Source organism: Streptococcus sp. 27098_8_75 (genome assembly GCF_041432475.1).
Lineage (GTDB): Bacteria > Bacillota > Bacilli > Lactobacillales > Streptococcaceae > Streptococcus > Streptococcus gordonii.
Genome location: NZ_JAPVZR010000003.1, coordinates 153,249 through 166,640, shown reverse-complemented (window position 1 = coordinate 166,640; position 13,392 = coordinate 153,249). Strand labels below are relative to the sequence as shown.

At 42.7% G+C, this 13,392-nt stretch carries 9 protein-coding genes and 1 pseudogene; 1 reads left to right on the top strand and 9 read right to left on the bottom strand.

The genetic code is table 11. The annotated features are described in order from the left end of the window. The 5 genes and pseudogenes from O3640_RS06240 to pcrA form a co-directional block, all read right to left on the bottom strand. Positions 1-612: a TetR/AcrR family transcriptional regulator gene (locus O3640_RS06240; protein WP_143877619.1), complete on the bottom strand. Its 612-nt coding sequence runs from the start codon at positions 610-612 to the stop codon at positions 1-3. A 328-nt stretch (positions 613-940) separates the two neighbouring features. Continuing rightward, the gene (locus tag O3640_RS06235; protein ID WP_268709878.1) at positions 941-1,357 is read right to left on the bottom strand and encodes a GNAT family N-acetyltransferase; all 417 of its coding nucleotides are present in this window, start codon (positions 1,355-1,357) and stop codon (positions 941-943) included. Between the two features lie 36 nt (positions 1,358-1,393). Then, the gene (locus O3640_RS06230) at positions 1,394-2,674 is read right to left on the bottom strand and encodes an O-acetylhomoserine aminocarboxypropyltransferase/cysteine synthase family protein (RefSeq protein ID WP_008809271.1); all 1,281 of its coding nucleotides are present in this window, start codon (positions 2,672-2,674) and stop codon (positions 1,394-1,396) included. Between the two features lie 98 nt (positions 2,675-2,772). Next, positions 2,773-3,171 (bottom strand): annotated as a pseudogene (locus O3640_RS06225) (NUDIX pyrophosphatase). Then, the gene (gene pcrA / locus O3640_RS06220) at positions 3,168-5,456 is read right to left on the bottom strand and encodes a DNA helicase PcrA (protein WP_371586801.1); all 2,289 of its coding nucleotides are present in this window, start codon (positions 5,454-5,456) and stop codon (positions 3,168-3,170) included. The pseudogene O3640_RS06225 and the gene pcrA overlap by 4 nt, the downstream one beginning before the upstream one ends. 202 nt (positions 5,457-5,658) lie before the next feature. Between pcrA and O3640_RS06215 the strand changes: the two genes are divergently transcribed. Further along, positions 5,659-6,846 carry a cation diffusion facilitator family transporter gene (locus tag O3640_RS06215; protein WP_082307584.1) on the top strand — a complete coding sequence of 396 codons (1,188 nt, stop codon included), beginning with the start codon at positions 5,659-5,661 and terminating at the stop codon, positions 6,844-6,846. Positions 6,847-6,947: 101 nt separating this feature from the next. Here the strand turns inward: O3640_RS06215 and lepB are convergent, their stop codons facing one another. The 4 genes from lepB to O3640_RS06195 form a co-directional block, all read right to left on the bottom strand. Then, positions 6,948-7,505 carry a signal peptidase I gene (lepB, locus tag O3640_RS06210; RefSeq protein ID WP_082307583.1) on the bottom strand — a complete coding sequence of 186 codons (558 nt, stop codon included), beginning with the start codon at positions 7,503-7,505 and terminating at the stop codon, positions 6,948-6,950. 89 nt (positions 7,506-7,594) lie between these two features. Continuing rightward, on the bottom strand, positions 7,595-9,100 hold the full coding sequence (gene pyk, locus O3640_RS06205) for a pyruvate kinase (RefSeq protein ID WP_045635229.1): 1,506 nt from the start codon (positions 9,098-9,100) through the stop codon (positions 7,595-7,597). 52 nt (positions 9,101-9,152) lie between these two features. Beyond that, positions 9,153-10,163, bottom strand: coding sequence for a 6-phosphofructokinase (gene pfkA, locus O3640_RS06200; RefSeq protein WP_008809277.1), 1,011 nt, complete (start codon positions 10,161-10,163; stop codon positions 9,153-9,155). Between the two features lie 71 nt (positions 10,164-10,234). Continuing rightward, positions 10,235-13,336, bottom strand: a complete 3,102-nt coding sequence (locus O3640_RS06195) for a DNA polymerase III subunit alpha (RefSeq protein ID WP_082307582.1) — start codon at positions 13,334-13,336, stop codon at positions 10,235-10,237. Positions 13,337-13,392 lie beyond the last annotated feature (56 nt).

Sequence of the window (13,392 nt, the reverse complement as noted above, 5' to 3'; positions counted from 1 at the left end):
TCAAAAACCTAGCAAACCTCCCCAGTCAAACAAGTCCATGATGGAATGGCAAAATTCCAGCGCCTGCTCTTGGGGCCAGTCTTGAGCCAAGGCCTCAAATACAGCTGTGTAATAAGCCGTCATGCACGATCGCAGAAACTCGTATTTGACCAAATGGCTGATCTTCCCCTCTTTGTAAGCCAGCTCCAAATAGCGATAAGTCTCGTCTGCAGCCAAATGAGGCAGACACATCCTGAAGTCCGCTTGCGAAGATCCCTGAGATTTAAAGAGCAAGAGCTGCATAATATCCTTATGCTCATAGAGAATCCGCATCAGGGACTGGAGATCCTCCAAGCGATGGGCCCACATGGCAGACAGGTGCCCCTCTTCTAGGAAATCATAGTCACGTCTCTTCTGCTCTTGTCCATACTGGTCTAAGGCTGTCAGAGTAGGCTCAAGCAGGGCAACAAAGAGACTGTCCTTACCCTCATAGCGCTTATAAAGAGCCCCAGTCGTCAAGCCAGCCTCGCGACAAATTCTCCGCAGTGAAGCATCCTGATAGCCATAAGCCAAGAACTCACTCCTCGCGCTTTCCAAGATTTTTTCGTTTAACTCATCTGTTTCTTTTTTCATGTTTTTAATTCGATAACACTGTTATCACCTTTCTTCTTTTATTATAAATTCTGACAATTTAACTGTCAAGGAAAAACAAAAGAGACCGAGAAATATTTTCATCGGTCCAGTACTATTCCTTTTCCTCTTGTAAACATAACAAAAGAGGCTGGGACAAAAGTCCTAGCCTCTAAATTGTCTTTGGATTGTCGAGCAAGACGCAGTGGTTGAGTGGGCTCTACTACGCTGATTTCATCAGCTTTTACAGCCCTACTCAACTGTGCGGAGGTGGGACGACGAAATCGAATTCTAACGAATTACCGATTTCTGTCCCACTCTCTCTAGAATTTTATTTTTTATTAGGTGCATAAATCATGCCAGTACAGTCGAAATCTTCTTGTCGGCGAAAGCCGAGCTCTTGATAAAAAGCTAGATTTTTATCTGACAGCTCCGTTGCCAACTGGATTTGGTAAACATCTTTAAATCGTTTCAACGTCTGCTCAAGAAGGCTCCGGCCAATCCTCTGACGCTGATAGTGTGGATACACCAGCAAATCCTGAATAAAGACAATGGTAAGCCCATCTCCGACCGCTCGAATCAAACCAACCAACTTATCTTCATCATAGGCCGCCATGACAAACAAGGACTGATGGAAGGCCTGCTCTAACCGCCGAGGATGATTGGTGTAATTGCTCCACCCCACAGAATCATAGAGGTCTAGTACTGCCCCAAAATATAGCTGTGGATTGCAAACATAACGGATCACACCAAACACCTCCTTCAAACTATGATTGACCTATTCTTATAATTGATCCAAGGCGATTCTCAAATCTTCAATCAAGTCATCCACATTTTCCAGACCGATAGAGAGACGGATTTGATTTGGTGTAATGCCTGCTGCCAGCTGATCTTCTGGCGACATCTGACCGTGAGTTGTCGTAGCTGGATGGACAACCAAGGACTTAGCATCGGCTACATTGGCCAAGTCAGAGAAAATCTCTAGGCTGTCAATAACCTTACGAGCTTCTTTCTCTCCGCCATTGACATTAAAGGTGAAGATAGAGCCCACGCCTTTAGGGAAATACTTTTCTGCCAAAGCATGATAAGGACTATCAGCAAGCTTGGGATAATTGACCTGCTCGACCTTAGGATGCCCTGCTAGGAAATCTACAATCTTCTCCGCATTGGACACATGGCGCTCTACGCGCAAAGAGAGAGTTTCCAACCCCTGCAAGAAGAGAAAGGCATTGAAGGGGGACATGGCAGCGCCTGTATCGCGCAAGAGCTGGGTCCGAACAGCAGTAACAAAGGCTGCTGCTCCGACATCGCGCGTATAACTGATATCATGATAGCTCGGGTCCGGGTCAACAAACTGCGGAAACTTGCCAGAAGCTTCCCAGTCAAAACGACCGCTGTCCACAATCACACCACCGATACTAGTTCCGTGACCGCCGATAAACTTGGTCGCAGAATGCACCGCAATGTCCACTCCGTGAGAGAAGACATTGATCAGATAAGGAGTAGCAAAGGTATTGTCGGAAATCAGCGGAATTTTATGAGCATGAACCAACTCTGCCAAAGCATCAAAATCCGGGATATTAATCAGCGGATTGCCCAAGCTTTCAATCAGAACCAGCTTGGTATTGTCCTGAATGGCCGCTTCTACTTCAGCCAGATTTTCAATATCGACAAAAGTCGTGGTAATGCCATAGCGAGGCAGGGTTTCCTTGAGCAGATTAAAGGTACCACCGTAGATGGTAGAGGCTGCTACTACATGGTCGCCAGCATGGGCCAAAGCTAGAATGGTGTAGGTCACAGCTGCCATACCAGAAGCTGTTGCTAGAGCTCCGACTCCACCTTCCAAAGCCGCAATCCTCTCCTCAAAAGCAGACAGAGTCGGATTGGTAATCCGAGTGTAGATATTGCCCGGCTTACGTAAGGCAAAGAGATCTTCTCCTTCCTGAGTATCGTCAAACACATAGGAAGTTGTCTGGTAAATAGGCAGAGCCCGTGACTTGGTTGTCGGGTCCACTGTCTGTCCGGCATGAAGCTGCAGGGTTTCAAATTTAAATTCACGTGTCATAAGGTCACCTCACTATAGTTATCTGATAAGTCTACCACTAAACGCCCCACTTGACTAATAGAATTTTCTTATCAAAAGAAATAAAGAGAAGCTATATCTTATAGCTTCTCAGATATCATCTCAAAAGTCGCTTGATTGCTGGGCCAGTACAACTGCGACGAAACTTTGTCTAAAGCTACCCACTGAGCTCCCACATGCTCATCAGAAATCTGGATTTCTTTCTGATCTGTCAGAACTAGAAAGAGATTTTTGTGTATAGTCAGATTTTCATCAATCTTTACTGTTAAATCTCCAAGACTCGTCAGGTTTGAACGATGTAAGACCAAGCCAGTCTCCTCTTTTATTTCACGAAGGCAGGCCTCTTCTGGACTCTCACCGCTCTCAATCCCACCAGTAATGGGCTACCAAAAGGAAACAGGATCATCCTCAACTTTCAAGAGCAAGATTTCTCGTTCCTCTGGATGATAGATCCAGGCTTCAATCGACTGCCTCATCATGATTTTTTCTCAATCGGCGCTATGCTGGCCAGCACTTTCTTCAGTCCTACTTCTGGGAAATTAATCTTAAGCTCTTGACTGTTTCCGCTGCCAGAGACTGCCAGAACTGTCCCATCGCCCCATTTCTTATGGTGGGCAATATCTCCGATAGCCCAAGCAACTTCTGGCTTAGATGGCTGGCTCTGACTGCTCTTTCCAAAAGGCAGACTGCCTGTAGAAATGGAACTTGGTGCCGCCTGACGCTTCCGCTCCTGTAGAGCCTGTGCTAGACTCATACCCTGGCCGAATTTGCTAGTATCGCTATTGGTATAACTGACCTTAAAGGAGCTGTTTGATGGCCTAGCTAGTCCCTGATAGTCTAGCAGGTCTGAGCTGATTTCTCTCAAGAAGCGAGTAGGTTGATTATAGTTGGTTTTACCATAAAGCATACGGGAATTGGCATTAGTCAGATAGAGAATCTTCTCTGCTCGGGTAATGCCGACATAGGCCAAACGCCGCTCCTCTTCCAGCTCATCCTCATCTTCAGACGCCCGACTTAGAGGGAAGACATTTTCCTCCATACCAACCAGAAAGACGACTGGAAATTCCAATCCCTTGGCCGCGTGGAGGGTCATCAGAGTCACTTCAGAGCTCTCCTGATCACCATCATCTGTGTCCGCAATCAAGGCTAAGTCATTGAGAAAACGGCTAAGCTTATCAAGGCCAGACTCATCACTAGAATTATCTGGACTTTCATCAAAGTTCTTGGTTACAGACAGGAATTCTTCGATATTTTCAATCCGAGCTTGGCTCTCCAAGGTCGCTTGGGCTACCAAGGCTGCTGCATAACCTGTCTTTTCCAATACAGCCTCTACCAGCTCCGTCACTGTATAATCATCCAAGTGCTCCCGCAAATCAAGAAGCATATTGGCAAAATCATAGACTGCCTGAGCCGCCTTTCCCTTGACCGGCGACAGCAGGATATTGGCCGACGCATCTAGTAAAGAGATTTCCTGACTGGATGCAAAATCTCGAATTTTCTCCATCGTTCCTGGTCCAACACCACGCTTGGGCTCATTGACCACGCGCTCATAACTGATATTATCGCTAGGATTGGCGATGAGATTGAGGTAAGAAATAACATCACGGATTTCCTTGCGGCTGTAGAACTTGGTGCCCCCGACCATGGTGTAGGGAATATTGGACTTGAGCAGGGCTTCCTCCACCGTCCGTGACTGGGCATTGGTCCGGTACAGAACTGCAAAATCCTTATGACTGTAGCCTTCTCGGCTCAGCTGATCAATAGTCCGAGCGACAAAGAGAGCTTCGTCCTGCTCGTCATTAGCCCGATAGTAGACAATTTCCTCACCGTCTTCGTTTTGAGTCCAGAGATTTTTAGGAGGCCGGTTGCGGTTGTTTCGGATGACCTCATTAGCCGCCTGAAGAATGGTCTTAGTCGAGCGATAGTTTTCCTCAAGCAAGACTACCTTAGCTTCAGGATAATCCTTTTCAAAGTCCAAAATATTCTGCATATCGGCTCCCCGCCAGCCATAGATAGACTGGTCAGCATCCCCGACCACACAGATATTCTTAAAGCGAGAAGCTAAGAGCTTGACCAGCTGGTACTGGGCATGGTTGGTATCCTGATATTCGTCCACATGAATGTACTGGTAACGTTGCTGATAGTAGGTCAGGACGTCAGGATTTTGATCAAAAAGTCGCAGGGTCAGCATGATTAAGTCATCAAAGTCCATGGCCTCAGACTGGCGTAATTCCTTTTGATAGGCCGTGTAACACTTGGCCACAATCTCCGTGTACATATCACCAGCTAGATTTGCATAGGCCACCTCATCAATCAGGTCATTCTTAGCATTGGAAATAGTTCCCAGAATGGCGCGCTCGTTCCACTTTTTAGGGTCCAGATTGAGATTTTTGAGAATCCGCTTCATCAGAGTCCGCTGTTCGCCCGGATCAACGATGGTGAAGTTGCGGTTGTAACCAATATGGTCTGCTTCTCGCCGCAGGATTCGCACACACATGGAGTGGAAGGTGGCGATTAAGCAATCTTGGGCCTCTGTTTTAAGTTTTTCAGCCCTTTCTCTCATCTCCCGCGCCGCCTTATTGGTAAAGGTAATAGCAAGGATATTCCAAGGATTGACCATCTTCTCATCAATCAAATAGGCAATACGGTGGGTCAGGACACGGGTCTTACCCGAACCAGCCCCCGCCATTATCAGCAAAGGCCCTTCTGTTGTTTGAACCGCCTCAGCCTGACGGTCATTCATACCGTTTAATAAAGGATGCATTTTTCTTCCTCTTTCAAAGTCAATGTCACTATTATACCAAAAAATACCTCCGAAGGGTGTACAAAGTCAGCAGAATAAAAAGAGAAATAAGCAAGAAAGTTGCAACATTCTCCTAGCTCTCTATATATAAGCTCCTCCTACCAATGTTTATTTGAAAAAAAATCAAAAAAAGGCTATAATGTACTATCTGAAAGGAGTAAGCATGAACAATCCCTCAAAAAACCTCAAACTGGCAGAACAGGGTGCCTTACTAGCTATTGTCACCTATATTCTTCTTTCTACTGCTAAGCTGATTGCAGGCTCTATGCTCCATTCTTCTAGTTTGACTGCTGATGGTTTCAATAACATTTCTGACATCGTCGCTAATATTGCAGTTCTTATTGGTCTGCGAATGGCTCGAAAACCAGCTGATATGGACCATAAGTTTGGTCACTGGAAGATTGAAGACCTGGCAAGCCTAGTCACTTCCCTGATCATGTTTTTTGTTGGACTGGACGTCTTATTTGAAACCGTTCAAAAGATTATTTCCAAACAAGTCACAGCCATCGATCCTCTAGGTGCAATCGTAGGTTTTATTTCAGCCATCATCATGACTGGGGTTTATCTCTTTAATAAAAAACTTGCAAAAAGAGCCAACTCTAAAGCCCTAGAAGCAGCAGCAAAAGATAATTTATCAGATGCTATCACTTCCCTTGGTACTTCAATTGCTATTATAGCGAGCGCCTTGAACTATCCCCTAGTTGACCAGCTGGTAGCCATTATTATTACTTTCTTCATCTTAAAAACTGCTTATGATATTTTTATGGAATCCTCCTTCAGTCTTTCTGATGGATTCGATGAAAGCCTCTTGCAAGATTATAAGCAAGCCATCCTTGAAATTCCTAAAATCACACAAGTTAAGTCCCAGCGAGGTCGCACTTATGGTAGCAATATCTATCTAGATATTATTCTTGAAATGAACCCAGACCTTTCCGTCTATGAAAGTCACGAAATTGCTGATCAAGTTGAAGAGATGTTAATGGAACGATTTGGCATTTTCGATATTGATATTCACATTGAACCCGCTCCCATACCAGAAGATGAAATTCTCGATAATGTCTATAAAAAACTCCTAATGCGTGAACAACTAGTTGACCAAGGAAGTCAGTTAGACAATTTACTTTCTGAAGAATTTTTCTACATTTCCCAAGATGGCCGTCAGCTAAATAAGGCTGAATTCCAGGCTGAAAAATCCTCAGAAAAAAAGATCAAAAATTTTGAACTGATTTCTATCAGCCACAAAACCAAACTTATCCGTTATCAAATTGGCGACGTTCTTCACACAAGCATCTGGAGACGTCATGAAAACTGGCAAAATATCTTCCACCAAGAAACCAGAAAAGGAGATTAAAGATTTCCTAAGTGACATAATCCTAGGCTTTAACTCAGGTTGACTTGGATAAGACCTAAATACCCAAAAAGAAGAGGCCTAAGCCTCTTCTTTTTTGTTTTCTACTTATTCTCAATAAAACCAAACTTCTTTAATGGGGAAATTCTGAATGAAATGACTCCCTGAATCTGCTTGCTTGAAATTAGACCAAACTCTCGACTATCTCTTGTATTCTGTCGATTATCATTTAATATCAAGTAGGAATCCTTCGGAATCTTACGAGTTTTTGAATCAGTCAGCGTCTGCAAGCTAAAGTCATGCGTAAAATAACCTGAGTTACCAGGTGTTGCCAGGTATTTTTCCTTTATACTAGATAAGTAATTCTCAGTTTTAATCTTATTATTCAGATATAGGACGTCATCCATATAGATGAATGAATCATTTCCTTTGGCAATCACTCGTCCTACATATTCCTTACCATCTACTTCGTAAAGAACAAAATCTTCCCTCTGAATCTTTTCTCCTCTAATCGCTAAAACAAAATCATTCTCAGTAAGATAGCGGTTTGAATCTTGTGATTTTATTGTATAGGGAGTAAAAACTAATAGACGCAAGGCAACAAAAATGAAAATTGCTATCACAAGGATCAGCAAATTGCGAATCAAATCTCTCTTAACCATCATCTCTCCTTTTTCACCCTATTATACCATTTTTTACAGAATAAAAAAAGCCAATGATTACAAGAGAATCATTGGTTTTATATATTTGTTTAGCGAACTGTACGAATGCGCATTGTATTTGTACGAACAGCTTCTCCAACTGGTACACCAGCAACGATAACGATATCATCACCAGATTGTACAAGACCTGCTTCAACTGCTTTACGTTCAGCAATTTCAAACATGTCATCAGTTGATGATGGAGTGTCTGTCAACATCGGGATAACACCCCAGTTCAACATCAATCCACGCTCTGTTAATTCGTCAAATGTCAATGCCAAGATATCAGCATTTGGACGGTATTTAGAGATCAAGCGGGCTGTGTGTCCAGTCTTAGTAAGTGTTACAACCAATTTGATATCCATTGAGTTAGTAGCATCTTTAACTGCTGAAGCCATAACTTCTGTTTTAGAGTTACGTTCAAATGAATCTGAGTTCAAACGTCCGTATTCGTTAAGAAGAGTTTGAGCGTTCTTGTCGATTGTAGCCATTGTAGTTACTGACTCAAGTGGGTATTTACCATTTGCAGACTCACCTGAAAGCATTGTTGCATCAGTTCCGTCGATAACAGCGTTAAATACGTCTGAAACTTCTGAACGAGTTGCACGTGGTTTTTCAGTCATTGTTTCAAGCATGTTTGTAGCTGTGATAACAACTTTACCTGCAGCATTCACTTTAGTGATGATCATTTTTTGGTAAACTGGAACCATTTCAAATGGTACTTCAATACCCATGTCACCACGAGCAATCATGATACCGTCAGCCGCTTCAATGATTTCATCCAAGTTGTCGATACCTTGTTGGTTTTCGATTTTAGCGAACAATTGAACGTGACCATTACCAGTTTCTTCACAGATTGCACGAACTTCGTCGACGTCTTTTGCAGTACGTACGAATGAAATCGCGATGAAGTTGATTCCTTGCTCAAGACCGAAGCGGATATCAGCATTGTCGCGCTCAGCAAGTGCTGGGAAAGGAATTTTAGTGTTTGGGATGTTTACACCTTTCTGCTTAGCAATGATACCGTCATTTTCAACGACTACTTCAAATTCACGAGTTGCATCGTCTTTTGCGAAAACACGAAGACCAAGTTTACCATCGTCAACCAAAACTTGGTGACCAACTTCGACATCGTCGTAGATGTCAAGGGCACCAGCAACGTTCAAAGCAATCACTTCGCGAGTTGATTTGATTCCTTGTTTAGTTGCAACACGGATTTTTTCACCAGTTTTGTATGAATATTCTTTTGCGTCACCTTCAAACAATTCTGTACGGATTTCAGGTCCTTTTGTGTCAAGAAGGAAACCAACTTTTTGTCCAGCAATTTCTTCAGCAAGTTTAACAGTCGCCATACGCTCACCTTGTTCTTGGTGGTCACCGTGTGAGAAGTTGAAACGGAAAGTGTTTGCTCCTGCTTCAATCAATTTAGCAATATTTTGAGCTGAAGCTTCAACGTCAAGTTTTTCACCCCAGTATCCGTCTTCACCGAATTTTTTACCACCACGGATTTCAACCGCAGGACCTAATGTTGCAACAATTTTTACGCGTTTGTTCATGATCTTATGAAACTCCTTTTATATATTTGGCCATTCTGACCTTTATAACAAATTAAATAGAAATACTACGATTTAGACTAGACAAAGCAAGATCTGCCTTGTGCGGATTGTTGACGATAATCTTACCATCTTCCGCCAAGCTAAAGAGTGCTCCCTCTTCTGCTGTTCCAAGAATTGGATTTTCAACCATTTTCTCATTGCGGATACCAACGGCTACACCACCGATCCCTTTTTTAAGCAATTCAACAGCATGTGCTCCCATGCGAGAAGCAAGAACACGGTCACGAGCGGTTGGAGAACCACCACGTTGAATGTGACCAAGCTCAGTTACACGAAGGTCACTTGTATCACCAGCAGCTTTTAATTTTTCACCAAATTCATCAGCTGACATAACACCTTCTGCAAGAACAATGATATTGTGCTTCTTACCTTCCTCATATCCATGCTTGATGCTAGCCACAATCTCTTCAAATTTGAAACCTTCTTCAGGAACAATAATCTCATCTGCACCAGTAGCAATACCTGCCCACAGCGCAATATCTCCAGCATTACGTCCCATTACTTCAACAACAAAAGTACGACGGTGACTAGATGAAGTATCACGAATCTTGTCAATCGCATCCATTGCTGTTGTTACTGCTGTATCAAAACCAATTGTAAAATCAGTACCAACGATGTCATTATCAATGGTTCCTGGTACACCAACAGCCGGGAAGCCATGCTCTGTCAAACGCATAGCACCGTGGTAAGAACCGTCACCACCAATAACCACGACACCTTCAATTCCATGCTTTTTCAATTGCTCAATTCCCTTAAGTTGCCCTTCTTTTTGCGCAAACTCAGGATAACGAGCAGAGTGAAGGAAAGTACCACCTCGAGAAATGATATCTCCTACCGATGCAGCTGTTAATGGTTGAATCGAACCAGCAACCATACCTGCATATCCATCATAGATACCAAATACTTCCATTCCTTCAGAAATTGCTTTACGAACTACTGCACGGATGGCAGCATTCATTCCAGGGGCATCTCCACCACTGGTCAAAACAGCAATACGTTTCATTCGTTTATGCTCCTTTTTCTTTTAACATTCTAACTGATTATACCACAATCTTGGGGAAAATTCTTCCTTTTTTAGCGATAAATCGTTTTCATTGTAAATTTTTGTAAATCCTCTTGTAAATCCTTTGATTTTTCCACTTGGAAATGAGGTGTAGCAATTGTTTTACCGTCACTTTCATAATGTAGAACAACAGGAATCGGTCCCGAAAATCGTTGGAGGATTTCTGCAATCTGAATATCATATTCATGGTTTTCTAGCTGAATCCAAAACCGTTCTGAACTAGCTTCTACCGCCTCAGATAAAATCATTTGCAAACGACCATCCCTTTCCTGAATACGCCCCGTTAAAAAATAAATACCTTTTTCTTTTATACGATTCGCTAGTAACTTATAAGTTTCTGGGAACAGGGTCACATCCAGTTTCTTTTTGGTGTCAGTGACCTGCAAAAAAGCCATATTCTCACCATTTTTCGTCCGAATAACTTTGATAGACTGGACTTGAGCAAGAATTTTTGCCCTGCTGTTTTCAGCTAGATCTCCTATCCAAGAAAAGGATTCTGTTGTCGCTTTGGCAATGGTCATTAAAGGGTGATCCGATAAGCCAACACCAAGAATAGATTGCTCCAGCTCAAACTTTTCAGCCTGACTATAATCCTCAGCCTCTGTCCATGAATAACTGCTATCAGCAAAAAGACTTCCCAATTCTTCCACAAAAATGAATAGGTTCGACAAATTAGAGATTATCTTTTGACGGTTAGGCTCAAAACTGTCAAAAAGGCCAATCTGAACCAGAGGAATCAAAGAAGACTCTTTCCGATACTGGGATGGTAAGCGTAGCAGAAAATCCTCAATTCCAGTAAAAGGTCGCTCTTCAATAATCCAGTAAGCTAAATCGCGAGGAAGCCCCTTAATATTTTTCAGACCTAGAAAGATTTGATTTTCCTCAAATTTATCGTGATAAGGGACTGTATTAATGGTCAAGGGAGCAAGCTTAAATCCAAAGCTAAGTGCGTCCGTAATATAGTCACTGCTAGAATAATTTAAGAGAACGTCAAAGAAAACTTCTGGATAATGAGCCTTGAAATAAGCCAACTGAAAGGCTAAGGCAGAGTAAGCATAAGCATGACTGCGGTTAAAGCCATAGCCAGCAAATTTCTCCATGATGGCAAAGACTTCTTTAGCTTTCTTTTCTGAGTGTCCAAGCTTCATTGCGCCTGAGACAAACTCTTCCTCCATCTTATGCATTTCTACGGCATTTTTCTTCCCCATGGCTCGACGCAAGATATCCGCCTTTCCTAGACTGAAGCCGCCAAAGCGCTGGGCAACTTGCATGACCTGTTCCTGGTAGAGCATGATACCATAGGTTGGAGACAGGATATCGTCTAGGCTTTCATCAATTGAAACAACAGCTTCACGACCATGCTTTCTCTTGACAAAATTGTCAATATAATCACTAGCACCAGGTCGATTCAAGGAGGTTGTAGCGACTACTTCTTCAAAACAAACAGGCTGAACTCGCTTGAGTAAACTGATAGCCCCTGGCTGTTCAAATTGAAAAATTCCTTTTGTATCACCAGTAGCGAAAAGTTGTAAGGTTTTTTTATCTTCCAAATCAATGGACTCGATTTGGATGTCTATCTCATATTTCTTTTGGACAGCTTCTTTCATTCGCTGGACAAAGGTTAAATTGCGCAAACCTAGAAAGTCCATCTTGAGAAGTCCATTGCTCTCGACTCCGTGGGCGTCATACTGAGTAATGTACATATCTTCGCCATATTTGAGTGGGATCTGGTCTGTCAAATCATTGTCACTCATAACAACACCTGCAGCATGAATGGAGGTCTGGCGGGGGTTCCCTTCGATTTTTTTAGCGATGTCAAAGGCCTTTTGATACTCTAACTTACTATTGATAATCTGTCGGAATGCAATATTCTTTTCATAGGCCGTATTCAAACTATCACCAAAGCGAATTTTCTTAGTGATGTTGGTCAGCTCATACTCTGCGACACCAAAGCGTTTGAAAACATCACGAATGGCCTGCTTAGCTCCAAAGGTCGAATAAGTCACGATTTGAGCTGCATGCAGTGTCCCATAACGATCACGGACATAACGAATAAATTCTGGTCGGTATACATCTGGAATATCGATATCAATATCAGGCATAGTAAAGCGTTCTAGATTTAGAAAACGTTCAAAAAGCAGATTGTTCTTGACTGGATCAATCCCTGTGATTTCTAAGGCATAAGCCACCAGACTTCCTACTGCAGAACCTCGCCCCATTCCCATGTAATAGCCCTGACTACGTCCAAAACGCAACAAATCCCATACTATGAGGAAATAATCATCAAAGCCCATCTTATGAATAACAGCAAGTTCCTGGTCAAGGCGTTCCTGATAGAGAGAGCTTGTTAAGCCTCGCTTTTTCAGGCCAGCTTCTGAGCGCTCTCGTAGCTCTTCCACTGCTGGACGTTCTGGATTAAAACGTGGCAATTTTAACTCTGTATCGATATCATAATGGACATCCTGGACCAGCCTTTCAAGATTTTCCAAACTCTCTGGAAAGGTCTGCTCAAAAGCGTCCCTAAGTTGCTCGGGTCGCAAAAAATGCTGACCGCTTGGCAAATCTCCTACTTCTCTCAGACTAACATTCTCTCGAATAGCCCTCAGCATCTGCAAGGTTTCCAAGTCTCCTGTATCAAAATAGCGGACAGTATAAAGAGGTATCGTAGGCCTTGAAAAATCTTGAAGAGGAGTCGTTGGAGAAACCCCAATGTAATAATCTCTTCCCAAATCTAAATCATCAATTCCAGGATAAGCAGGAACAATCAGAGCCAAACCTTGCATCAAATGCTGAATATCTGACCACTCTTTTTTGTCAAGCATGATGAGAGTTGAAACCTTCATCAAATTCCGATAACCTTGGCTGTTTATCGCCAACAATCGTAAGGACAAAGGCTGTCCATCTTTGACTAAATTCAAGTCCAAACCTAAAAGCCCCTGAATTCCAGCTGCTTTTGTTTCTTCTAAAAAATGATAGGCTCCGTAGAGATTATCCATATCCATAATCCCTAAGTGACTATAACCAAATTCTTTTGCCTTTTCCACATATTTTTTTATTGAGACGAGGCTGTCCATAAAACTGTATACTGTTTTAGTATCTAACTGTGCAATCACTGGCCTCTCCTTCGCTTGTAATCTTTAGTTTCTATTATACTAGAATTTAAAAAAAG